The organism is Rahnella selenatireducens (genome assembly GCF_046449555.1).
Classification (GTDB): domain Bacteria; phylum Pseudomonadota; class Gammaproteobacteria; order Enterobacterales; family Enterobacteriaceae; genus Rahnella; species Rahnella selenatireducens.
In genome coordinates this window covers 1-23564 of the sequence record NZ_JBKEZJ010000015.1, presented here as the reverse complement: position 1 = coordinate 23564, position 23564 = coordinate 1, and the positions used below count along the sequence as shown (strand labels likewise).

The window sequence follows — 23564 nt, the reverse complement described above, 5'->3', positions numbered from 1 at the left end:
TTTCAGCCTTGTTGCTTATTTACGCTGCTTAAAACGGTTTCAACACCAGAGACATATTTTTCAATAGCAAACCTTTCACGAACCATAGAGTTTGCCTGTTGCGCAATTTCATTTCTCAGGTGCTCGTTCAGATACAGGGTTTTCATATGGTTGAAGAGCATCTCAATATCGCCATATTCGAAGAGCATGCCCGTTTCTGCATTTTTAACGAGCTCAGCGGTGCCGGTGACATTTGAGCCAATAACCGGTGTTTTGAGTAACATTGACTCTAAAACGACCCGTGGTAAACCTTCGCTTTTGGAACCCAAAATGAAGGTATCGAAAGCTGCCAGATATTCCAGTGCATTGCGCTGAAAACCTGTAAAGACGACTTTATCCAGAATGTTCAGGGTTGATGCCTGTTGGATCAGCTTTCGAAGATTGGGACCCTCGCCGACAAAAACCATCTTCCATTTTGCTTCAGGGAACGTGCGGTTAAATTTATCCAGTGCCAGCAAAGTGAACTGATGTGCTTTACGGTTGATCAGTGAGCCGATGCTGCCAAAGACGAAAGTTTCTTCGGTCGTTCCGAGCGTCTCACGGATATTTTTCCCATCTGGCAAAGGCTGGTTGATATCAATCCCATTGAAGACGGTAAAGCATAATTCTTTGCGAACGCCGCGCCTGAGCAGTTGTTCCTGTACACCCTGGGAAACCGAAATTATGCTGTGGCAGAATTTGTTCACAATACGTACAACATCCCGGCTAAGAACAGGCTCAATGCGACAATGTTGGACAATCTGTGTCGGTAAACCGTCAGTAGAATAATAGCCTTCCACATTAGAGCTTGGCTGATTATTCATATATAAAATATCAAACTGACCGAGTTCAAGCAGGGAGTGGATTTTTCGAATATTAGGGTTAATTCGCCAGATTTTATCGACAGCGTAAATGGCTTTTTGACGTAAGTTGCTACTGAAGAAAAACAGCGTTCTTAAAACTTCTTTGCTGATTTTTGCCCATGTCGGCTGCTTTGCCTGAGGAATAAAAAACACCGGCACATTTAATGAGTTTAATATCTGGCCGATGGTTTCTCCGTTGTCACGGGCGTAATCGTTGTAGAAGCAGCAACTGATTTCGAATTTATCGCGATCGATTCTTTTCAGCAGTTCTAACATGCTGTTAGTTCCGCCTCCCCATTCTTTGCCGCTATCCAGCAGCAGAATTTTAAATCGATCTTGCCCCATCGGTGAGTGCTCCTGCTCAGTCTGAATGGTATATTTCGCGGCCCCTATTATAGGAGGCAAACTCTATAAGCTCTACCTCTTTGATATGTTCATTAAAATCTTTATATTCAATATATTGAATGATTCTTTAAGAACTATCCATCTGGCCTATGCTTGTAATCTGAAAGCTAATTAATCTGGCGAACGCCTATTTTTTGAAGAGTCCGACCCAAACCCCATATTGCCGTTCTACGAACTGAACGGCAGGCAGCGATTGCAGGCTTTCTCCCACGACGGTAAACAAGCTGCCGGCATAAACTGGCGGTACAGGATGTTTGATCCGGCACAGGCTGATGCCTTTGCGTGATGGTTTGGCCGGCGGGATATTCAACGGTTTGCCCGAAAGCGCGCTGCGCTGGGCTTCATCTAACAAATCACTTGGGCGCACCAGCACAATATCTGACGGTAAATTTGGCAGCATTTGTTGCAGCACTTTTACCGTCGTCGGGTGCGGGTGGCCGATGGCAATGGCATAACCATTTTTGCGGGCTAACTGAATTGCGCGCTCGAACTGGCGGCGGATTTCAGCTTCGTTCTGCACATCATCTAAAAAGACATTGCGCTTGATGACTTTCACTCGGGTACCCTGCGCGGCTTTGACCGACTGAGTATTGCCGATCGTCATGCTGTCGAGGAAGAACAGGTTATGGGCGTTCATGGCCTGCATAACGTTTTCCATGCCAGACAGGCTGGAGGTCATGGCGCTGCCCATATGGTTATTGATACCGATGGCGTAAGGGATATTACTGATAGCCTGATCGACAATGTGCTTCACTTCAGATGCACTCATGGACGGCGTCAGCGTATTTTTTTCCAGCGGTTGCTTACTCAGCGGTGCCATCGGCAGGTGGATCAGGATTTCACGTCCCTGCTGATGGGCCTTGTTCATCATCATCTGCGAATCTGGCGCATTGGGGAAAATCGCTACGGATACCGCTTTTGGCATCTGGAGTACCTGGTTTTCCTCATGCTGGCGATAACCAAAGTCATCAATCAGGATGGATAACTTCGCTGCCTGAGCCTGGCAAACGAATAACGCAGTACCACAAAGGGCAGCTAAAACGGACTTTTTATATCGCAATGCTATCTTCCCAACCACGGCTGTGGATTAACTGCCTGACCCTGACGACGAATTTCAAAATACAGCGATGGCTGGCCCTGTCCGCCGCTGTTTCCAACTTTAGCAATGGCCTGGCCGGTTCTGACCTGATCGCCAACACTGACTAACGCATCCTGGTTGTACCCGTACAGACTCATATCACCTCTGCCGTGATCGATAACCACAACCAGCCCGTATCCTTGTAACCAGTCAGCCAGAATGACGCGACCGTCGGCAATTGCCCGGACGTCGCTGCCTTCTCTGGCTGAAATAACAATACCTTTCCAGCGTAGTTCACCCTGAAGCTGTTCGCCGAAACGGTGTATCAACGAACCGTTAACCGGCCACATATTCTGGCCGGATGGTCTTCCCAGACCGCCGGTACGCGCCATCAGTGATTGCTCACTTTGGGTCGGTTTATAAGTGGTGCCGGTTTTCTTCGCCTGCTGCTCTTTCGCCCGGACGGCGGCGGCTTCGCGCGCTTCCTTCTCTGCACGGGCTTTTGCTGCACGTTCAGCTGCGGCAATTTTATTCTGCAAACTGGCTTCGTTGGCGCGCAACTCTGTCAGACTTTGCTCATCTTTTTGCAACGAGGATTCCAGCGCCGTCAGCGTTTGTTTTCGTGCCGAACGGGCCTGCTCAAGTTTTTGTTGCTGCGTTTGCTGCTCGCCTAACAGGCTTTTTTGCTGGGTCTCTTTCGACTGCAGGGAAACCCGCTGCTCTGCCAGTTTGGTACGCGTTTGTTTAAGTTCTTCGATGGTTTTCTGGCGGGCTTCATTCAGATAGCCAAAATAGGCCATGATGCGTTCGCTGCGTTCGGTCTCTTCACCGCTTAACAGCAGTTGCAGGCCTTTGTGCTGGCCGATACGGAATGCCGCATCCAGCTGCTTTGCAAGAATGGCTTCCTGCGTTTTCTGTTGTTTTTGCAGTTTATCGATAGAGGCATTTAGCCCGGCGATATCTTTATTCAGCGTCGCCAGTGTTGACTGCGTTCCGCGTAACTGAGTGCTGGCCGAGGCGATGGTTTTTTCCTGCACTTGCAACTGTTGCAACAACGTTCCCCGTTGTTGTTTCTGCTGTTTTACGCTCTTCTCTTTTTCCGCAATGTTCTGCTGAATGGTTTTGAGCTGATCTTTGTTTTCGTCAGCGTGCACACTCACGGAGAGAGTTAACAATGAAGCGCAAAGTAATAAGGCTGGAGATGGGAAGGCAGATACGGCCTTGTCCTGAGCGGAAAGGCGGGTTCTCATCAGGCTGAAATGAATGAATTTGCTCAAACTTTTTTCCGCTTGTCGACCGTGGATGATAGACAATATGGCTGTCCCTTAGCTTATCGTAACACTAATCAACCGGCTGATGCACAAACAAAAAAGGCGCACCAGCCAGTGCTGATACGCCTTAAATTCGCTTTTTTAACGGAAATTAGCGCGCAATAAACAGCGGTTTGCCGCTCATTTCGGCCGGGATTTCCATTCCCATCAGGGAGAGCATGGTCGGCGCAATATCAGACAATTTCCCGCCTTCGATTGCCTGCGCATTGCCGCCCACATAAATCAGCGGAACCGGCAGGCTGGTATGTGCGGTGTGCGCCTGACCGGTCGCCGGGTCACGCATTTGCTCTGCGTTACCGTGATCGGCGGTGATCAGCAGTTGCCCGCCGACAGCTTTAACCGCATCCACAACCTGAGCAACACATTGATCCAGCGCTTCTACCGCGTTGACGGCAGCGTCATAAACGCCGGTATGGCCAACCATGTCGCCGTTCGGGTAGTTACAGATGATCGTGTCATATTTTCCGCTGGCAATTGCGGCCAGCAGTTTCTCGGTCAATTCTGCGGAGCTCATTTCCGGTTGCAAATCATAAGTCGCGACATTTGGCGATTTCACCAGAATGCGGTCTTCGCCTTCAAACGGATCTTCCATTCCGCCGTTGAAGAAGAAGGTCACGTGCGCATATTTCTCAGTTTCGGAGATGCGAAGCTGAGTTTTCTTATGCGCCATCAGCCATTCGCCCAGCGTATTTTTCAGTGATGCAGGCGGATACGCGCAAGCTGCTTTGATATCAGCGGCGTATTCAGTCAGCATGATGAAATCGCCGAAGTTGATGACTTTTTCGCGGGCAAAGCCGTCGAAGTCGGTGCTGATGAAGGCACGGGTAATTTCACGCGCACGGTCGGCACGGAAATTCATGAAGATCATCGCATCGCCGTCATTAATTGCGGCCGTTTCTTCTCCGGAAGCCTGCAATACGGTTGGTTTCACGAACTCATCATTTTCGTCGCGGGCGTAGGCGGCTTGCAAGCCTGCCAATGCGTTATCCGCCGTGAATGCGCCTTTAGCCTGAGACATCAGGTCATAAGCCAGTTTCACGCGATCCCAGCGGTTGTCGCGATCCATTGAGTAATAACGTCCGACGATAGACGCGATGCGGCCAGTGCCGATTTCTGCAAACTTCTCAGAGAAACGTTTTAATGCGGCTTCAGCGCTGCGCGGAGGCGTGTCGCGGCCATCCAGGAAGACGTGCAGATAAATGGCTTTCGCGCCACGGCGGTGAGCCAGTTCGACCATCGCCATGATGTGGTCTTCGTGGCTATGAACGCCACCCGCTGACAGCAGACCCATAATGTGAACCGCTTTGCCCGCGCTGATTGCGCGATCAACCGCGCCGGTGAGTACGCTATTATTAAAGAAATCGCCTTCTTTGATTTCTTTATCCAGGCGGGTGAGATCCTGATAAACGATACGCCCCGCGCCTAAATTCACGTGGCCCACTTCGGAGTTGCCCATCTGGCCATCAGGCAGACCGACATCAAGGCCTGATGCAGCAATCAGGGTGTGAGGCTGAGTCGCCCACAGCTTATCCATGACCGGGGTTTTTGCATTCAGAATCGCGTTATCTTGTTGTTCTTCGCGAAATCCGTAGCCATCAAGAATAACCAGAACCATCGGTTTTTTATTGCTCGACATGTCAATTGACCTCAATTTGAAAGATGAAATGCTCAATAGGCTCGCCAGCTCGATATGTATAAACAGGCGTGGCTAAGTGCATTTAAGCGGGCTGATTTTACCCCAGCGCAGAAAGGGGAATAGCCGTGGGAGATCAAAGATGGAGTGCGGCGGGCGTTAACTTTCGGCATAAAGGCGTGTTAATTTTTCGGGATGTGCCGCAGTTTGTGGCATTAGCCCGCGCATACTGGCTGTATTTGCGCCGACGCGCAGGTATACTCTGAAGCCTTGAATTTTCCCCCAACTGACGGGAGTTGCTACACCCCATGCAAGATATTATGCCATTCATCAGTGCGCATCCGGTTCTCAGCCTGGCGTGGGTTGCGTTACTGATTGCAGTAATTGTGACCACCTTTAAAACACGTTTTTCTAAAGTGAAAGAGATTACGCGTGGCGAAGCGACCCGCCTGATCAACAAAGAAGATGCCGTTGTTGTCGATGTTCGGGCGCGTGAAGAATTCCGCAAAGGCCACATCGCCGAATCCCAAAATGTGCTGAGTGCAGACATTAAAAACAATAACCTGGGCGAACTGAGCAAGCATAAAGCGCAACCCGTTATCGTTGTTTGCGCCACCGGCCAGACTTCCCGCACGGCGGCAGAAGGCCTGATCGCAGCAGGTTTCGAACGTGTTTTCACGTTAAAAGAAGGTATCAGCGGCTGGAGCGGTGAAAACCTGCCTTTAGCACGCGGTAAGTAAGATTCAGACCCTGTCGCAACGGCACTAAAATCTACGACTCAGAGGTGGAACCCATGGCTAAAATTGAAATCTATACCAAGGCAACCTGTCCTTACTGCCATCGTGCGAAAGCCCTGCTCAATAGCAAAGGCGCTTCATTTGATGAAATCGCTATTGATGGTGACGCAGATACGCGTGAAAAAATGATCGCCCGCAGCGGTCGTTCAACTGTTCCTCAGATTTTTATCGACGGACAGCACGTGGGCGGTTGCGATGATTTACATGCACTTGATGCGCGTGGCGGCCTTGACCCTTTATTGGGTTAATGCCGGTAGCTGCGCATTTTCATTAAGTGTTTAAAAGGACTATTAACTCGAGGGTACTACTCACATGTCAGAACAAAACAACACCGAGATGGCTTTCCAGATCCAACGCATCTACACCAAAGATATTTCTTTCGAAGCGCCAAATGCTCCTCAGGTTTTCCAGCAGGACTGGCAGCCGGAAGTGAAACTGGATCTTGATACCGCTTCCAGCCAGCTGGCTGAAGGCGTATATGAAGTCGTCTTGCGTGTGACCGTAACTTCTTCACTGGGTGACGAAACTGCATTCCTGTGCGAAGTTCAACAGGGTGGTATCTTCACTATCTCCGGTATTGATGGCAACCAGTTGGCACACTGCCTGGGTGCATACTGCCCGAACATTCTGTTCCCGTATGCGCGTGAGTGCATCACCAGCCTGGTTTCACGCGGTACCTTCCCGCAACTGAACCTGGCACCTGTTAACTTCGACGCACTGTTCATGAACTATCTGCAACAGCAAGCTGAAGGCGAAGGTGCTGAACCGCATCAGGATGCCTGATGAAAACCGTCAATGCGTCAATGACTGTTATCGGTGCCGGATCTTACGGCACCGCTTTAGCGATTACTCTTGCCAGAAATGGCCACCCTGTTGTGCTTTGGGGACATAATCCCAATCACATCAATGCGTTGCAACAAGCCCGTTGTAATCAGGAATTCCTTCCTGATGTTCCGTTCCCCGATAACCTGCTGCTCGAAACCGATCTGTCCGTCGCCTTGGCCGCCAGCCGTAATGTGCTGGTAGTTGTGCCGAGCCACGTATTTGGAGACGTCCTGCGTCAGCTGAAACCGCATTTGCGGGCAGATGCGCGCGTAGTGTGGGCGACGAAAGGGCTTGAGGCGGAAACCGGACGTCTGTTGCAGGATGTCGCGCGTGAAGAGCTGGGTGATGCCATTCCGTTAGCCGTGGTTTCCGGGCCGACGTTTGCCAAAGAGCTGGCCGCGGGTATGCCGACAGCGATTTCGCTGGCAGCCACCGATGCGAGCTTTGCGGAAGACCTTCAGCAGTTGCTGCATTGCGGTAAAAGTTTCCGGGTTTACAGCAATCCTGATTTCATCGGTGTGCAGTTGGGTGGCGCGATTAAAAACGTTATCGCCATTGGTGCTGGTATGTCCGATGGGATTGGCTTCGGTGCGAATGCCCGAACTGCGCTGATCACTCGTGGTCTGGCCGAAATGACCCGTCTGGGCTCCGCATTGGGTGCTGATCCTGCGACATTTATGGGCATGGCGGGGCTGGGCGATTTGGTGTTAACCTGCACAGACAACCAGTCACGTAACCGTCGTTTCGGCATTATGCTGGGGCAGGGCAAAGATGTTCAGACTGCTCAGGACACTATCGGTCAGGTTGTTGAAGGCTATCGCAACACGAAAGAAGTACGGGCGCTGGCTCAGCGTAATAACGTTGAGATGCCTATTACGGAGCAGATTTACCAGGTGTTGTACTGCGGTAAAGATGCCCGTGAAGCGGCCATCAGTCTGCTGGCCCGTGCGAGCAAGGACGAAAAACACAGCCACTGAAAGGCGACATGAAGCATAGCCACCTTGTTGGGTTTCCCGACAGGGCGGCTTTTTATTATCAAAACCTGCTAAGTCGTAAGGAAAAGTGATGTCGCTAGAAGAATTAGAACTGGTCTGGAATAACATTAAATCAGAGGCGAGAGCACTGGCTGAGTGTGAACCGATGCTGGCCAGCTTTTTCCACGCGACGTTACTCAAACATGAAACGCTGGGCAGCGCGCTGAGCTACATTCTGGCTAACAAGCTGGGCAACCCTATCATGCCGGCGATGGCGATTCGTGAAGTGGTCGAAGAAGCTTACCGCAACGACGAGCAAATGATCCTTTCTGCTGCCCGCGATATTCTGGCAGTGCATCAGCGTGATGCGGCGGTCGACAAATTCTCCACGCCATTGCTTTACCTCAAGGGTTTTCATGCGCTTCAGGCTTACCGCATCGGCAACTGGCTGTGGAAGCAGGATCGCAAAGCGCTGGCGATTTATTTCCAGAATCAGATTTCTGTCTCCTTCGGTGTTGATATTCACCCGGCGGCGCGCATTGGTTGCGGGATCATGTTTGACCATGCCACCGGGATTGTCATCGGTGAAACCGCCGTGGTTGAAAACGATGTATCGATTCTTCAATCGGTCACGCTCGGGGGTACGGGCAAAACGGTCGGCGACCGCCATCCGAAAATTCGTGAAGGCGTAATGATTGGCGCGGGCGCTAAAATCCTCGGCAATATTGAAGTTGGTGCAGGGGCAAAAATCGGGGCGGGTTCTGTGGTATTGCAATCTGTTCCTGCTCACACCACGGCAGCAGGCGTTCCTGCACGCATCGTTGGGCGGCCAGAAAGCGAACGACCTTCAATGGATATGGATCAGCATTTCAACGGTATTGCGCAGGGTTTTGAATTCGGCGACGGTATCTGACAGATTTCCGATGGCATGTTTTTGCATGCCATCGTTCACTTCATTTTTCTCTCCCGGTTTACTCTTTGAGTAAAGCACCCGGATATCCCAGCTGGCGCCAGGCCTCGTAAACCACGACAGAAACAGCATTCGACAAGTTCATGCTGCGGCTTTCTGCTAGCATCGGAATACGAATTTTATGCCTGGCAGGGAGCGCATCCAGGATTGTGGCGGGCAGGCCGCGCGTTTCCGGGCCAAACAGCAGGAAATCATTATCCTGATAGCTTACGCCGCTGTGAGCGGGCGTGCCTTTGGTGGTCAAGGCGAACAAGCGCTGCGGATTTTCGCTGCTGAGAAAAGCGTCGTAGTTTGCGTGATGCTTGATGTGAGCGAATTCGTGATAATCGAGCCCGGCACGGCGCAGGCGTTTATCGTCCCAGCCGAAACCCAGGGGTTCGATGAGGTGAAGCTGACATCCGGTGTTGGCACACAAACGGATAATATTGCCGGTATTTGGCGGGATTTCTGGTTCAAATAAAACGATGTTAAGCATGCGTCCCCCTGATAGAGGGACGCAGAATAGCAGAAACTCAACGCTGGTGCAGCGGTAGCCAGATAATCAGGCGAAGGCCACCCAGCGGGCTGTCTTCGGCTTTAACCTTGCCTCTGTGCTGTTGAACGGCGGTATCCACAATCGCCAGTCCGAGACCAGTGCCGCCAGATTCACGATCGCGTGCTTCATCAGTCCGGTAGAACGGACGGAAAATCTGTTCGCGATCTTCTTCACTGACGCCGGGGCCGTCGTCATCCACGGTTATGGTGATACCTTCGTTGTCGTGAGCGAAGTTTAGCGCGATGTGATGATGTGAATAACGCAGGGCGTTACGCACAATATTTTCCAGCGCGCTGTCGAGCGCAGCCGCATTACCGATGAGTTTCCACGGGCCTGGAGGCGATGTCACCTCAAGGGTTTTGCCCATCTGCTCAGCTTCAAACTGCGCATCATCAATCACGCCAGCCCACAATTCGTTGGCCTTAAGGGTTTCCCGCGACAGCTCATTTTTGTGCTGACTGCGCGATAGCACCAGCAGGTCATTGATCATGCCATCCAGACGCTGCGCCTCATTCTCGATGCGCTGCAACTCTTTGCCTTCACCGTGGCGACGACGCATCAGCGCGGTTGCCAGCTGAAGGCGCGTCAGCGGCGTCCGGAGTTCATGTGAGATATCCGAAATCAGCCGTTGCTGCGCGGTCACCATGCGCTCGAGTGCGCTGACCATCTGGTTGAAACTGGCGCCGGTCGCGAGGAATTCCTGCGGTCCGGATTCGAGCTCAGGGTGTTGTTTGAGATTTCCCCGTGCGACGTCATCTGCGGCGTTTTTCAACTTACGTGCAGGTTTCGCCAGACTCCATGCCAGCCAGAGCAGAAGCGGGGCGCTGATTAGCATTGTAACGATGAGCAGTAGAAGCGGCCGGTCAAACATCAGATTGATAAAATCAGACTGAGAGCTGCTGGCCGGACGCATCAGGTAAAGCTGATAGTTGTCCTCGCCGTCACGAACAGAAAATGGCCCCACCATTTCAACGCGGCCATATTTCTTTTTCTTCGGACGATCTGAGTTATCAGACTGCCCGATGAAGTTACGCACAATCTGCATTTCATTGCGCTGCGCACCGATGACGCGGCCTTCGCTCGTGACCAGCAACAGGCGCTGGCCCGGCGGAGCCCACTTATCGATCGCGCGGAACAACCTGCGCCACCACATCAGGTCATTAGCCGGATCGGTGGCGAGTTCGGCTTCGACATGTTGTTCAATCATCAGGCCTTGCCGCTGTTCGTTATCGAGCAACGGCGTAATCTGGCGAGAATCGAGTTTCGGCACCATCAATACCAACATCAGCACCAGCGCTAATGTGAACCAAAAAATGGCAAAAATACGTGCCGTAAGGCTGTTTATCATGAAGCAGAAACCATCAGATAACCGCGTCCGCGCAAGGTTTTAAACCACGGATGTCCGTCCTGACGGTCGGGCAATTTACGGCGCAAATTAGAAATATGCATATCGATGGCACGGTCAAACGGCGTCAGACGTTTACCCAGTACTTCCTGGCTCAGATGTTCGCGTGAAACGACCTGTCCGAGATGTTTTGCCAGTAAATACAGCAGGGTAAATTCAGTCCCGGTTAGATCCAGCGCTTCACCGTTAAAACTGGCTTCCTGGCGGCCGGGGTTAAGTTGCAACCCGTCAACTTCCAGCGTTGGCGAGCCATTGTTTTCATTGGTTTGCTGCTGTTCGCTCCAGTTGGAACGGCGCAACATGGCGCGGATACGCGCAACCAGTTCACGGTCGTTAAACGGTTTAGGCAGATAGTCATCGGCACCCAGTTCGAGGCCGAGAACGCGGTCTAATTCACTGCCACGGGCAGTCAGCATAATCACCGGCGTCTGGTGGCGCTGGCGTAATTCTTTAAGGGTTTCAATGCCGTTTTTTTTCGGCATCATCACGTCGAGCAGCAAAAGGTCGATGGTATTATCGACTTTCTCTAATGCCTGCTCACCGTCGTAAGCAACTACGACATTAAAGCCTTCCATTTCGAGCAATTCTTTCAAAAGTGAAGTCAGTTCACGGTCATCATCAACTAACAAAATTTTATTCATTGTATTTACCTCTAGACGCAAAATACGTCATCAATTGCCGCTATTCCATGACTTTACGTACTTTTACAAGCACTGACGCTTGTTTGCAGCAGCAGGTTTAGACTGCTTTTCAATGATTCGCGATGAGTGATAAAGACTTTAGGAGTATGTGATGTTTAAGGCAGCTTCAATGGGTTTGGCCACGCTTCTGACGCTGAGTTCAGGTGTCGTTTTAGCAGATGGCGCAAAACCAGTGTCGGCGATGCCAGCAGAACATGATAGCACGTTGTTGGATAAGCCTCAGGAACGCAACACACTGTTTGACGGTGTGAATCTGACAGAGCAACAGCGCCAACAAATGCGCGACCTAATGCATCAGGCTCGTAAAGATTTGCCTCATGTAAATGTAGAACAAGTGGAAACTATGCACAGGCTGGTGACTGCTGAAAAATTTGATCAGCCCGCTGTAAGGGCCCAAGCCGAATTAATGGCTCAGGAACAAGTGGACCGCCAGGTAGAAATGGCTCGCATCCGCAATCAGATGTTTAATCTTCTGACTCCTGCGCAAAAAAACGTACTAAACCAGAAGCACGAGCAACGCATGAAAGAAATGCAGGCACAGCTTTCTGGCTTACAAACCCCTTCTGCCCAGAAGACGAGTAGTACCAGCACGACCGAGTAAGATCCCTGTTTTTCCTTGCCATAGACACCATCCCTGTCTTCCCCCACCGAAAGGTGGGGTTTTTTTTGTCCGCAATTTGGAAATGTTTCACAAAACCGGAAATTAACAAGATGGAAATCTGCGCGTAACCAACCGGAAATATCTTGTAAAAGCCGTATGAATCAGTAAATTGCGATGTACAGAGCGTTGTATGCGTGTTCTTGCTGACTTGAATCAATTCAGCTACGGTGTTTTGTTATACTATAGGCTTAAACGCTAATAAGCCCTTTGGCTGCATAAGTTAAATCCGTCCAACAGGCAGGCTCAAGATTCTTAAGAAATTGCATCTACAAGTTCAGAGGTAGTCATGATCAAAAAAATTGGTGTACTGACAAGCGGTGGCGATGCCCCGGGCATGAACGCTGCGATCCGTGGCGTTGTGCGTTCGGCGTTATCCGCAGGTTTGGAAGTTTTCGGTATTGAAGATGGCTATCTCGGCATGTACGAAAATCGCATGCGAGAACTCGACCGCTACAGCGTTTCAGACATGATCAACCGTGGCGGTACTTTCCTTGGTTCAGCGCGTTTCCCTGAATTCCGCGATCCGGACATGCGTAAAGTTGCCCTGCAAAACCTGAAAGATCGTGGTATCGACGGCCTCGTCGTTATCGGCGGCGACGGTTCTTATGCCGGTGCTGACCTGCTGACCAAAGAAGGTGGCATTCGTTGTATCGGCCTGCCAGGCACCATCGACAACGACGTTGCCGGTACTGACTACACCATCGGTTTCTTCACTGCTCTGGGGACTGTGGTTGAAGCTATCGACCGTCTGCGTGACACCTCTTCTTCACATCAGCGTATCTCTATCGTTGAAGTGATGGGCCGTTACTGCGGCGATTTGACCCTGGCTGCGGCAATTGCCGGTGGTTGCGAATTTATCGCTATCCCTGAAGTTGAATTCAAACGTGATGATCTGGTTGCTGAAATCAAAGCCGGTATCGCGAAAGGTAAAAAGCACGCTATCGTCGCCATCACTGAAAAGTTAGATGATATCGATGAGCTGGCTAAATACATCGAGAAAGAAACCTGCCGTGAAACCCGTGGCACCGTACTGGGTCACATCCAGCGTGGTGGCGCACCGGTTGCTTATGACCGTATTTTAGCGTCCCGCATGGGTGCTTACGCGGTAGACCTGCTGATGGAAGAAGGTCGTGACTACGGCAAAGGCGGTTACTGCGTCGGTGTTCAAAATGAGAAAATGGTTCACGAACTGATCTCTGTGTGTATCTCTCCTGAGAACAAGAAAAGTAAGTTTAAAGAAGACTGGTACGACACTGCTAAAAAACTGTTCTAATAACAGCTTCTTGCCTGAATATAAGAACCTCTTTCACGGGAGGTTTTTTTTCGACCTGTTTCTGGTTATTCCAAAAGGTAATAGAAAAAAACCTTTTATTCTTTAGTTGTTTTCTTTTTCTCTGGCACGCTCTGTTCATCCGATCAAATTAATGAAATCCATAAAAACTATTTTTGGGAGAGAGTGCGATGCGTATGCGTAAATGGGGTGCAGGTCTGGCATTACTGTTGGTAGCAACCGGGGCGATTGCCAAAGACATTCAGATTCTGAACGTGTCGTACGATCCAACCCGTGAGCTTTATGAACAATACAATAAAGCGTTCAGCAAATACTGGCAGGGTAAAACCGGTGATACCGTGACCGTTCGTCAGTCACACGGCGGTTCAGGCAAGCAGGCAACGTCTGTCATTAACGGTATTGAAGCCGATGTCGTGACCCTCGCCCTGGCGTATGATGTGGATGCTATCGCTGAACGCGGTCGTATTGATAAAAACTGGATCACCCGTCTGCCAGACAATTCTGCTCCTTACACGTCGACCATCGTATTCCTGGTACGCAAAGGCAACCCGAAACAAATTCACGACTGGAATGATTTGATCAAACCGGGCGTGTCGGTTATCACCCCGAATCCTAAAACATCAGGCGGCGCGCGCTGGAACTATCTGGCTGCGTGGGGCTATGCCCTGCATCACAACAACAATGACAAAGCAAAAGCTCAGGATTTTGTGAAAGCGCTGTATAAAAACGTGGAGGTGCTGGATTCCGGTGCCCGCGGCGCGACAAATACCTTTGTGGAACGCGGTATTGGTGATGTGTTGATTGCCTGGGAAAACGAAGCTCTGTTGGCAACCAAAGAAGTCGGCAAAGACAAATTTGAGATCGTAACGCCAAGCGAATCGATTCTGGCAGAGCCAACAGTTTCTGTAGTGGATAAAGTGGTTGATAAGCGTGATACCCGCACCGTGGCGGAAGCCTATCTGAAGTATCTGTATTCACCGGAAGGCCAGACTATTGCGGCTGAAAACTACTATCGTCCGCGTGATCCGGTTGTTGAGAAAAAATTCGATGCTGAATTCCCTAAACTGAAACTGTTCACTATTGGCGATGTGGCAGGAACCTGGGCTCAGGCACAGAAAGATCACTTCGCGACTGACGGGATTTTCGACCAAATCAGCAAACGTTAATCCTGCATTCAGGAAATAAAAAACCCCGGCATGCCGGGGTTTTTTGCGCTCAAAAGAAACAGACTTACGCTTGTTTTGCTTCTGCAGCAGCTTTAACGATCACGGCGAAAGCGTCAGCTTTCAGTGATGCGCCGCCAACCAGTGCGCCATCGATGTCTGGTTGAGTGAACAGTTCAGCAGCATTAGCAGCGTTCACAGAACCGCCGTACTGGATGATAACTTGTTCAGCAACAGCAGCATCTTGTTTAGCGATGTGGTCACGGATGAATTTGTGAACTGCCTGAGCCTGAGCTGGGGTCGCTGATTTGCCAGTACCGATAGCCCAGACTGGTTCGTAAGCGATCACTGCGCCTTCGAATGCTTTCGCGCCCAGAGTGTTCAGAACGGCGTCCAGTTGCTTAGCGCAAACGGCTTCAGTTTTACCGGCTTCGTTTTCTGCTTCAGTTTCACCGATGCACAGAACAGGGATCAGACCCGCTTCTTTCAGTACGCCAAATTTCTTAGCAATGAATTCGTCGCTTTCTTTGTGGTAAGTGCGGCGTTCTGAGTGACCGATGATGATGTATTTTGCACCGATATCTTTCAGCATATCGGCAGAGATTTCACCGGTGAATGCGCCAGACAGGTTAGCGTCAACGTTCTGAGCACCCAGCGCGATACGGCTGCCGGCCAGAGCGTGTTTAGCCTGTGACAGGTAAACTTCTGGTGGAGCAATTGCAACGCCACAACCTACAACGGTGCTCAGCTCGGTGCGCAGAGCAGCAATCAGTTCGTTAACCATGTGGGTGCTGCCGTTAAGCTTCCAGTTACCCATCACTAATGGATGTCGCATGTTTTTTCCTCCAAAAGGGGACGCGAGTGTCGATTAAAATTTCTGCCAAACGAGCAGATTACCTGTGCAACAGTATAGAGATCATTGACCATAAAGGCTTTGCTTTTTGTCATTAAAACCGTCATCTCAGGGCTCGGCCAGCGCCAGTTTTACCGGCTCAACGGCAAACGTCAGGCCTTTTTCGCCATTGTCTGAAATCACAAAACGCACCGCCCCAACTTCCTGTTTATAGAATTGCTGTCCTTTCCCTTTTTCAATCAAGGATGTCACTTTTGCCACACTTTGCTCTGACGAAAGGGTGGCATCAAACTGACGCATCAGATTGGCCATATAGCGGACAGCCAGCGTGCGGGCCGCTTTTTCTTCAGGGCCCTGAATCGGCAAATAGGTAATTTGCAGCGTTTTGATTTTGCCGGTGCCTTTTTCCAGTGCGGTTGAGGCATAAAGATTTTCGTTAATTTTGCTGGCTGCGCGGGTCAGCGAGCTGTTGGCGGGCTCACTGATCGCGCGGAATTCACCAATCTGCTGGGTCGGATTGGCTTCGTTGTATTTGGCGCGAAAATTAATCAGCGTAGTTTCAAACGTCGGTGCGCCTGCCAGAAGATAGGGGGCTTTCGGCATTTCTTCTGCGCCGGAATGGTCCGTCGGCGGATCGGCAAAGGCAGTGCTCTGGCCCGCGAGTATCAGCAATACGGGCAAAGCCAGTTGTAAAATCGATTTTGCAACAGTCATAGGGCGTTTCTTATTTTGTTTCAACAGAACGATTAAAGCGGTGATCGGGGGGCAATGTCAAAAGGAGTGCGTAAAGATTCTCCCGGCCACGGTGCATCAGGTACACTCGCCCTGTTTTAACATTTTCCTCTCATTGTTTTTAGGGAACCGACGGTCAATGACGTTACAGCACGCACTGTTTTCTTTTAACGGCCGCCTGAGCCGCCGCGATTTTTGGCTCTGGATGATCAGCTGGCTGGCGCTGATGGCTGCAGATTTCTTCTTTGCCGCACAGCTTTGGATTACCTATCAGACAGCCGGTTTCGCGCTGGTCGTTCTGTTGTGGCCAACGGCGGCGGTGCTGGTAAAAAGGTTACATGACCGCAATAAGTCGGCCTGGTGGGCATTGTTGTTTGTGCTGGCGTGGATGCTGGTGGCCGGAAACTGGGCGGCGGCGATGCCGCAGACGTGGAGCTGGGTATTAGGACGGCTGGCGCCTTCGGTGATTTTCATCATGCTGATTATCGACTGCGGTGCCTTTGTTGGTACGCCGGGCACAAATCGTTTTGGCCCGGAACCGGAAGACGTCAAATTTAAATCCGCATAAATCACGCTTACCAGTAGTGCTCGCTGGTCATATGGCCCGGTTTGCGTTTGAGATGTTTACGCATGCCGTGCAAGTCTTTCAGAACCTGCTGGGTATCGCGAACCATCTGCGGGTTCCCGCAAAGCATGATGTGACTGTCGTCCGCGTTAATCTTCAGGCCGACAGCCCCTTCAAGCGTGCCGTTTTCAATCAGCGCCGGAACACGCCCGGTCAGCGAGCCTGAAATTTCCTCACGGCTGACGACGGTCTGAATGTGCAGTTTGCCCTCATAACTGCGCTGTAATTTCTGCATCAGAGGTAAATAGCTAAGATCGGCGGCAAAGCGCGCAGCGTGGACCAGAACGATATTTTTAAAACGCTCAAGACCAATTCCTTCCTGCAAAATCGAAAGATAAGGCCCGATAGCGGTGCCGGTTGCCAGCATCCACAGGGTGTCGCACCCGGGGACTTCATCAATAACGAAAAAACCGGCGGCTTCTTTGGTGACATGAATTTCATCACCGGGCTGCATCACGTGCAGGTGCGGGCTGAGTTTTCCTTCCGGCACGTTGACCAGATAAAACTCCAGATCCGCGCAGGAAGGCGGATTGACGTAGGAATACGCACGCTGAACCCGCTCGCCGTCGATTTCCAGAGAGAGTTTGGCAAATTGGCCTGCGGTAAAAGAGTCGACTGGCGCATTGACCGTGATGCTGAACAAATTGTCCGTCCAGTGCTCAACTTTTTTGATTTTTCCCGTCACCCAATCAGCCATAAAAACTCCCGTCGTTTCTGATTTCGTCATGCATAGCGAATTTATGCGCTGATTTTATTTCAAATTTTTCGGATCCCTTATCGGTTAAATGTTATCAGCCTGTTCTGCAGCCGTTAGCCGGTATCGATTTCTGTACAGTCTGCGTTACAGATCTGGCTCCTGCCGCTGCCAGCAAAATAACAGGAGAGTTTGCCGCACCCCTCGCTTATTTATCTGAATTTGTTAACTTATGCGCCGCCGTATTATCGGCGGTTTTGCTGGTTATTTGTTCTGCACTTTTCCTACTCCATCTGATAACGAACTGAAAAATGAAAAATCTGGAAAATATTCACCTGCTTGTGATGCTGATATTGCTGGTGGCGGTCGGTCAGATGGCGCAGACCATTTATGTGCCGAACATCGCGGATATGGCGACCAGTCTGGCCGTCAAACCGGGGGCAGTGCAGCGCGTTATGGCCGCTTATTTGCTGACCTACGGCGGCTCGCAGCTGATTTACGGCCCGTTGTCCGACAACGTGGGGCGCAAACCGGTGATCCTCACCGGTCTGATGATTTTTCTGATGGGTGCGGCGGGCGCGATGATGTCGTCAAGTCTGAATATGCTGATTGCCGCCAGCGCCGTGCAGGGGCTGGGCACCGGCGTAGCGGGCGTGATGGCGAGAACTATGCCACGTGACTTATACAGCGGCGGGGCTTTGCGCCACGCCAACAGTTTGCTGAACATGGGGATTCTGGTCAGCCCACTGTTAGCACCGGTTATTGGTGGTGCGCTGGCCGCGTGGTTAGGCTGGCGGGCGAGTTTCGGTTTTCTGCTGATTCTATGTGCGGGCGTCGCGTTTTCGATGTACCGCTGGTTGCCGGAAACCCGCCCGGAATTTACCGCTGACCACCCGCCGCGCAAAATGCTTAGCAGCCTGCGTTTGTTGCTGGCAGACGCCAATTTCAGCCGTTATCTGGTGATGCTGGTGGGGGCGCTGGCGGGCGTGGCGGTCTTTGAAGCCAGCTGTGGCGTGCTGATGGGCGGCGTGTTGGGGCTGAGCGGCGTAATGGTCAGCATTCTGTTTATCCTGCCGATCCCTGCCGCATTCTTTGGTGCCTGGTATGCCGGGCGCACGGAGAAAAGTTTCCAGCAACTGATGTGGCATTCGGTCATCAGCTGTCTGCTGGCGGGGCTCTTGATGTGGCTCCCGGGCTGGCTGGGTATCATGAATATCTGGACGCTGATCGTGCCTGCGTCTTTGTTCTTCTTCGGCGCGGGTATGTTATTCCCGCTGGCGACGACTGGCGCGATGGAGCCTTTCCCGTATCTGGCGGGTGCGGCAGGGGCGCTGGTGGGCGGTTTGCAGAATATGGGATCCGGGCTGGTGGCGTGGATGTCAGCAATGTTGCCGCAAACCGGTCAGTTCAGTCTTGGCCTGCTGATGTTTGCGATGGCCGTACTGATTTTGTTGTGCTGGTGGCCGATGTCGAACCGCAGTCAGCATGAAGGTCATGTAGTCTGAATTGAGAAAAGCAGGGCGTAAAACCCCCTGCCTTTTTGATGACCGGAATGCCGTGGATCAGATAATGAATTCGTGCAGCGCGGCGTCTTTGCGGTCGAGATAATGCGTCGAACGGATGCGGCGGATGGTGCGGGATTTGCCACGAATCAGCAGTGTTTCGGTCGTCGCCATATTTCCCTGACGGCTGATGCCTTCCAGCAGATCGCCTTTGGTAATCCCGGTTGCGGAGAAAATCACGTTGTCGTTGCGCGCCATATCATCGAGCAACAGCACTTTCCCGGCTTCAATCCCCATCGCTTTACAGCGCGCCAGCTCTTCTTCGCCAATCCGGCGGTTTTCCGGCGTATCCCCTTTGACGTCATGACGCGCCAGTAATCGCCCCTGCATATCGCCATCCAGCGCGCGGATAACGGCCGCAGAAATCACGCCTTCAGGCGCGCCGCCAATTCCGTAGAGCACATCAACTTCACTTTCCGGCATGCAGGTCAGAATGGTTGCTGCGACGTCGCCGTCCGGGAACGCAAAGACGCGGACACCGGCGGCCAGCATTTCACGGATTGCGTCGTCATGACGCGGTTTTGCCAGCACGGCGACGGTCAGTTCGGTCAGCGGTTTGTTCAGCGCTTTGGCAATATTCGCCAGATTTTCTGCCAGCGTCAGGTTCAGATTAATCGCGCCTTTTGCGCCAGGACCGACGGCGATTTTCTCCATGTACATGTCAGGGGCGTTGAGGAAAGAACCCTGATCACCCACCGCCAGCACAGCCAGCGCGTTGGACTGACCCATGGCGGTCATGCGCGTGCCTTCAATCGGATCCACCGCGATATCGACAGCGTCGCCGTTACCGGTACCGACTTTTTCGCCGATATACAGCATCGGCGCTTCATCGATTTCACCTTCGCCAATCACAATCGTGCCGTCGATATCGACTTTATTAAGCATGATGCGCATGGACTGCACGGCGGCGTTATCGGCGAGGTTTTTATCCCCACGGCCCAGCCATTTATAACCGGCGAGCGCGGCAGCTTCGGTCACGCGGGAGAACTCGATTGCTAATTCACGTTTCATTGGAAAACCTGTTGGAAGAAAAGAAAGAGTTCGGTGAGGCAAGGCTCATCTGTGCCCCAGATTTTAGCACAGTGGGAAGGACGCATAAAAAAACTCCCCGGATGGGGAGTTTCATAAAAGATGTTGGCGTAAAACTGACGGGATTATTCGTCGTGATCTTCCCACGAACGAACGCGTGCCACCGCTTTCTGCCAGCCTTTATAGCGGACATTACGTTCCGTCGTTTCAATACTTGGGCGGAATTCACGTTCGATAGTGGCTTTGCTGCGAACTTCTTCCAGATCGTTCCAGAAACCGACGGCCAGACCTGCGAGGAAAGCAGAACCCAGCGCGGTAACTTCCAGCACTTCAGGACGCTCAACGCGGGTACCCAAAATATCGGACTGGAATTGCATCAGGAAGTTGTTGGCGACTGCGCCGCCGTCTACGCGTAAGGATTGCAGACGGGCACCGGAATCGGCTTGCATGGCATCCAGTACGTCGCGGGTTTGATAAGCAATAGACTCCAGCGTTGCGCGGATGATGTGGTTGCTGTTCGCACCACGGCTCAGACCGAAGATTGCGCCACGGGCATACGGATCCCAGTAAGGTGCGCCGAGGCCGGTGAAAGCAGGCACTACGTAAACGCCGTTAGTGTCTTTCACTTTCATCGCAAAATATTCGGAGTCAGTCGCATCGCTGATCAGCTTCAGCTCATCACGCAGCCACTGAATAGATGCGCCACCGACGAATACGGCACCTTCCAGCGCGTAGTTTACTTCGCCACGTGGGCCACAGGCGATGGTGGTCAGCAGACCATTTTTCGATGCAACAACTTCAGTACCGGTGTTCATCAGCAGGAAGCAGCCGGTGCCGTAGGTGTTTTTCGCCATGCCAGGTTGCACGCACAGTTGGCCGTAAAGCGCCGCCTGCTGGTCACCCGCAATACCGGCGATTGGAATACGCGTACCGCCTTTACCACCAATGTTGGTCTGGCCGTAAATTTCTGAGGAAGGACGGACTTCCGGCAGCATTTCACGCGGAATATCCAGTGCTTCGAGCATGCGTTCATCCCACTTCAAATCACGGATGTTGAACAGCATGGTACGTGATGCGTTGGTGTAATCCGTCACGTGAACGCGTCCCTGAGTCATTTTCCAGACCAGCCAGGTATCCACAGTCCCGAACAGCAGTTCGCCGCGCTTTGCACGTTCACGGGAGCCTTCGACGTTATCGAGGATCCACTTCAGCTTGGTGCCGGAGAAGTACGGGTCAACTACCAGGCCGGTGTTGTGACGGATGTACTCTTCCATCCCGTCTTTTTTCAGCTTTTCGCAGATATCAGCAGTACGACGGCATTGCCACACAATCGCATTATAAATCGGTTTGCCAGTTTCTTTTTCCCACACGATGGTGGTTTCACGCTGGTTGGTGATACCGATACCGGCAATCTGATCGGAATTGATGTCGGCTTTGGCCAGCACTTCAACCAGTACCGAGCTTTGGGATGACCAGATTTCCATCGGATCATGCTCAACCCAGCCAGATTTAGGGTAGATCTGGGTAAATTCACGCTGCGAAACGCTGATGATGTTGGCATCGTGATCCAGCACTACTGCGCGTGAGCTGGTCGTACCCTGATCGAGTGCGACAATGTATTTTTTTTCGTGAGTCGTATCTGCTGACATAATTTTCATCCTGCAAATGAGTAAGCTGTGGAACAGTTTAGCCGATCAGGCCTTGCGCTGTTTGGTTGGCTGTGACGCTTTGTCAGCAGCAGTTTCGTTAATCTGGTGTGGCAGATGACGACTAATCAATGCCTTATAGCCGACCGCACCCAGACACGCACCCAGCAGTGGGCCAAAAATCGGTACCAGGAAGTAAGGGATATCTCGGGCGCCGGTGAAGGCCACTTTGCCCCAGCCTGCGAAGTAAGCGAACAGTTTTGGTCCGAAATCACGCGCCGGGTTCAGTGCGAATCCGGTCAGTGGTCCCATGGATGCGCCGATAACTGCAATCAGAATACCGATCAGCAGCGGAGCCAGCGGGCCGCGCGGCAGGCCGTTGCCGTCATCAGTCAGGCCGAGGATCAGCGACATCAGAACGGCGGTGATCACGGTTTCCACCAGGAACGCCTGCAATACGCTGATGTGCGGGTTCGGATACGTCGAGAAGATACCGGCAAGGCTCAGACTGTCTACGCTGCCGCGTACCATATTGTGAGTTTGCTCGAAATCGTAAAACAGATTGTAGTAAAGGCCGTAAACCAGCGCGGCGGCACAGAAGGCGCCTGCGACCTGCGCGATGATGTAAGGCAGAACTTTGCGTCCTTCAAAGTTTGCAAACAAACATAGCGCGACGGTGACAGCCGGGTTCAGGTGTGCGCCTGAGATCGCCGCCGTCAGGTAAATGGCCATGGCCACACCGAAACCCCAGACGATACTGATTTCCCACTGGCCAAAGGATGCTCCGGCAAGCTTCAATGCAGCAACACAGCCTGCACCGAAGAAAATGATAAGCCCGGTACCCAGAAACTCAGCGATGCACTGACCTTTTAATGTGGAACTCATGGTTTGGCTCATAGTTTGATCCTGCTAAGGATGATGTTAATGATTGGTTATAGTTTTTCTGTTATGTCGTACGTGAACGTAATCGGATTTTGACGTTCATCATTAAATGAGAACGTAATGTGAATTTATCGTTAACGAGCATAAACGAGAAATAGCGAAATCAAATTTTGTGTGTCGTGTCATAAAAATGAGCGATTTCGCGTATTCTCAGGCCATCACGCGCGGCAAAAAGGCCACGATTTAACAATTTTCGGGCTGCGTCGGGTGAAACGAACATCACAACAGGCCGGATAAGGTTATTCGGTATTAACGGGGATTTCTGGTGAGTGACGCTGCTTTTTAAGCATTTCCTGATACCCGGCGCAGTAAAATTGCAACAGACTGCGTGCAGGAAGGGGTTCTTGCTAGACAGGGCAAAGCTGGCTACATACAATCACCCGGTAAGACACCCGCTGGTTTTACAAGACTTTGGCGTAATTCAGACCCGGATTTGGTTTGAATTCGTTATCAAAATCGACGGAGTGCAGGAATTCTTGAGCCGTGTCCGGATGATGTGGCAGAACTTAAGATGTGCGCCTTGCGAACATAAGGGGACCGAAAAATGTCATTTGAAGTATTTGAGAAATTAGAAGCTAAAGTTCAGCAAGCGATCGATACCATTACTCTTTTGCAGATGGAAATCGAAGAACTGAAAGAACAAAACAATACTCTGTCTCAGGAAGTTCAGCAGGCGAGTGGTAATCATGAATCGCTGGTGCGTGAAAATGCACAGCTGAAAGAAGAACAGCACGTGTGGCAGGATCGTCTGCGCGCATTACTGGGAAAAATGGAAGAAGTCTGATGACTTCGGCCTGAAAATAAAAAAGGACGCCACGGCGTCCTTTTTTG

Annotated in this window: 24 protein-coding genes; 11 read left to right on the top strand and 13 right to left on the bottom strand. The window is 51.5% G+C overall.

What is annotated here, in order from left to right; all coding sequences use genetic code 11:
- Nucleotides 1-2: 2 nt before the first annotated feature.
- The 4 genes from ACLBVC_RS20615 to gpmM all read right to left on the bottom strand — a co-directional run bounded on the left by ACLBVC_RS20615 (nt 3) and on the right by gpmM (nt 5331).
- The gene (locus ACLBVC_RS20615) at nt 3-1226 is read right to left on the bottom strand and encodes a glycosyltransferase (RefSeq protein ID WP_410151168.1); all 1224 of its coding nucleotides are present in this window, start codon (nt 1224-1226) and stop codon (nt 3-5) included.
- Nucleotides 1227-1413: 187 nt separating this feature from the next.
- Nucleotides 1414-2346, bottom strand: coding sequence for a divergent polysaccharide deacetylase family protein (locus tag ACLBVC_RS20610; RefSeq protein WP_410151167.1), 933 nt, complete (start codon nt 2344-2346; stop codon nt 1414-1416).
- A gap of 2 nt (nt 2347-2348) precedes the next feature.
- The gene (envC, locus tag ACLBVC_RS20605; protein WP_410151209.1) at nt 2349-3614 is read right to left on the bottom strand and encodes a murein hydrolase activator EnvC; all 1266 of its coding nucleotides are present in this window, start codon (nt 3612-3614) and stop codon (nt 2349-2351) included.
- Nucleotides 3615-3786: 172 nt separating this feature from the next.
- Nucleotides 3787-5331, bottom strand: coding sequence for a 2,3-bisphosphoglycerate-independent phosphoglycerate mutase (gene gpmM, locus ACLBVC_RS20600; RefSeq protein ID WP_410151166.1), 1545 nt, complete (start codon nt 5329-5331; stop codon nt 3787-3789).
- Between the two features lie 305 nt (nt 5332-5636).
- On the opposite strand from gpmM, the gene ACLBVC_RS20595 reads away from it, so the two are divergent.
- The 5 genes from ACLBVC_RS20595 (at nt 5637) to cysE (ending at nt 8837) form a co-directional block, all read left to right on the top strand.
- Nucleotides 5637-6068, top strand: coding sequence for a rhodanese-like domain-containing protein (locus ACLBVC_RS20595; protein ID WP_104923978.1), 432 nt, complete (start codon nt 5637-5639; stop codon nt 6066-6068).
- A gap of 53 nt (nt 6069-6121) precedes the next feature.
- A complete protein-coding gene (gene grxC / locus ACLBVC_RS20590; protein ID WP_101079906.1) occupies nt 6122-6373 on the top strand; it encodes a glutaredoxin 3 in 252 nt (83 codons plus the stop codon).
- A 64-nt stretch (nt 6374-6437) separates the two neighbouring features.
- A complete protein-coding gene (gene secB / locus ACLBVC_RS20585) occupies nt 6438-6908 on the top strand; it encodes a protein-export chaperone SecB (protein ID WP_410151165.1) in 471 nt (156 codons plus the stop codon).
- Nucleotides 6908-7927, top strand: coding sequence for an NAD(P)H-dependent glycerol-3-phosphate dehydrogenase (gene gpsA / locus ACLBVC_RS20580; RefSeq protein WP_410151164.1), 1020 nt, complete (start codon nt 6908-6910; stop codon nt 7925-7927). Before secB ends, gpsA begins: the two co-directional genes overlap by 1 nt.
- Nucleotides 7928-8015: 88 nt before the next feature.
- Entirely contained in the window at nt 8016-8837 is an 822-nt protein-coding gene (gene cysE, locus ACLBVC_RS20575) for a serine O-acetyltransferase (RefSeq protein ID WP_101079904.1), read from the top strand.
- 58 nt (nt 8838-8895) lie between these two features.
- On the opposite strand, the gene trmL is transcribed toward cysE, so the two are convergent.
- Genes trmL through cpxR form a run of 3 tightly spaced genes read right to left on the bottom strand, consistent with a single transcriptional unit; the run spans nt 8896 to nt 11475 of the window.
- Entirely contained in the window at nt 8896-9369 is a 474-nt protein-coding gene (gene trmL / locus ACLBVC_RS20570) for a tRNA (uridine(34)/cytosine(34)/5-carboxymethylaminomethyluridine(34)-2'-O)-methyltransferase TrmL (protein WP_195825782.1), read from the bottom strand.
- Between the two features lie 37 nt (nt 9370-9406).
- Nucleotides 9407-10777 (bottom strand): envelope stress sensor histidine kinase CpxA, encoded by a 1371-nt coding sequence (cpxA, locus tag ACLBVC_RS20565; RefSeq protein ID WP_101079902.1) that lies wholly within the window; start codon nt 10775-10777, stop codon nt 9407-9409.
- Nucleotides 10774-11475: an envelope stress response regulator transcription factor CpxR gene (gene cpxR, locus ACLBVC_RS20560; protein ID WP_120133127.1), complete on the bottom strand. Its 702-nt coding sequence runs from the start codon at nt 11473-11475 to the stop codon at nt 10774-10776. The genes cpxA and cpxR overlap by 4 nt, the downstream gene beginning before the upstream one ends.
- A gap of 151 nt (nt 11476-11626) precedes the next feature.
- Here cpxR and cpxP point away from each other — a divergent pair, with 151 nt between their 5' ends.
- The 3 genes from cpxP to ACLBVC_RS20545 all read left to right on the top strand — a co-directional run bounded on the left by cpxP (nt 11627) and on the right by ACLBVC_RS20545 (nt 14653).
- Complete coding sequence (cpxP, locus tag ACLBVC_RS20555; RefSeq protein WP_410151163.1) at nt 11627-12136, top strand: cell-envelope stress modulator CpxP; 510 nt, start codon at nt 11627-11629, stop codon at nt 12134-12136.
- Between the two features lie 346 nt (nt 12137-12482).
- Nucleotides 12483-13469, top strand: a complete 987-nt coding sequence (gene pfkA / locus ACLBVC_RS20550) for a 6-phosphofructokinase (protein WP_152325016.1) — start codon at nt 12483-12485, stop codon at nt 13467-13469.
- Nucleotides 13470-13663: 194 nt separating this feature from the next.
- Nucleotides 13664-14653 (top strand): sulfate ABC transporter substrate-binding protein, encoded by a 990-nt coding sequence (locus ACLBVC_RS20545; RefSeq protein WP_104924834.1) that lies wholly within the window; start codon nt 13664-13666, stop codon nt 14651-14653.
- A 64-nt stretch (nt 14654-14717) separates the two neighbouring features.
- On the opposite strand, the gene tpiA is transcribed toward ACLBVC_RS20545, so the two are convergent.
- Together tpiA and ACLBVC_RS20535 are read right to left on the bottom strand one after the other, a co-directional pair.
- On the bottom strand, nt 14718-15485 hold the full coding sequence (tpiA, locus tag ACLBVC_RS20540; protein WP_104923984.1) for a triose-phosphate isomerase: 768 nt from the start codon (nt 15483-15485) through the stop codon (nt 14718-14720).
- A 126-nt stretch (nt 15486-15611) separates the two neighbouring features.
- A complete protein-coding gene (locus tag ACLBVC_RS20535) occupies nt 15612-16217 on the bottom strand; it encodes a DUF1454 family protein (RefSeq protein ID WP_410151162.1) in 606 nt (201 codons plus the stop codon).
- A 157-nt stretch (nt 16218-16374) separates the two neighbouring features.
- Here ACLBVC_RS20535 and ACLBVC_RS20530 point away from each other — a divergent pair, with 157 nt between their 5' ends.
- A complete protein-coding gene (locus ACLBVC_RS20530) occupies nt 16375-16803 on the top strand; it encodes a DUF805 domain-containing protein (RefSeq protein ID WP_410151161.1) in 429 nt (142 codons plus the stop codon).
- A gap of 7 nt (nt 16804-16810) precedes the next feature.
- Here the strand turns inward: ACLBVC_RS20530 and fpr are convergent, their stop codons facing one another.
- Nucleotides 16811-17557, bottom strand: coding sequence for a ferredoxin--NADP(+) reductase (fpr, locus tag ACLBVC_RS20525; RefSeq protein WP_410151160.1), 747 nt, complete (start codon nt 17555-17557; stop codon nt 16811-16813).
- Nucleotides 17558-17865: 308 nt separating this feature from the next.
- Here fpr and emrD point away from each other — a divergent pair, with 308 nt between their 5' ends.
- Complete coding sequence (emrD, locus tag ACLBVC_RS20520; RefSeq protein WP_410151159.1) at nt 17866-19059, top strand: multidrug efflux MFS transporter EmrD; 1194 nt, start codon at nt 17866-17868, stop codon at nt 19057-19059.
- A gap of 57 nt (nt 19060-19116) precedes the next feature.
- On the opposite strand, the gene glpX is transcribed toward emrD, so the two are convergent.
- The 3 genes from glpX to ACLBVC_RS20505 all read right to left on the bottom strand — a co-directional run bounded on the left by glpX (nt 19117) and on the right by ACLBVC_RS20505 (nt 22688).
- Complete coding sequence (gene glpX, locus ACLBVC_RS20515) at nt 19117-20127, bottom strand: class II fructose-bisphosphatase (protein WP_195816148.1); 1011 nt, start codon at nt 20125-20127, stop codon at nt 19117-19119.
- A 143-nt stretch (nt 20128-20270) separates the two neighbouring features.
- A complete protein-coding gene (glpK, locus tag ACLBVC_RS20510; RefSeq protein WP_152325021.1) occupies nt 20271-21794 on the bottom strand; it encodes a glycerol kinase GlpK in 1524 nt (507 codons plus the stop codon).
- 45 nt (nt 21795-21839) lie between these two features.
- Entirely contained in the window at nt 21840-22688 is an 849-nt protein-coding gene (locus ACLBVC_RS20505) for an MIP/aquaporin family protein (RefSeq protein ID WP_152325022.1), read from the bottom strand.
- Between the two features lie 589 nt (nt 22689-23277).
- Here ACLBVC_RS20505 and zapB point away from each other — a divergent pair.
- A complete protein-coding gene (zapB, locus tag ACLBVC_RS20500; protein ID WP_013577585.1) occupies nt 23278-23517 on the top strand; it encodes a septal ring assembly protein ZapB in 240 nt (79 codons plus the stop codon).
- Nucleotides 23518-23564: the final 47 nt, after the last annotated feature.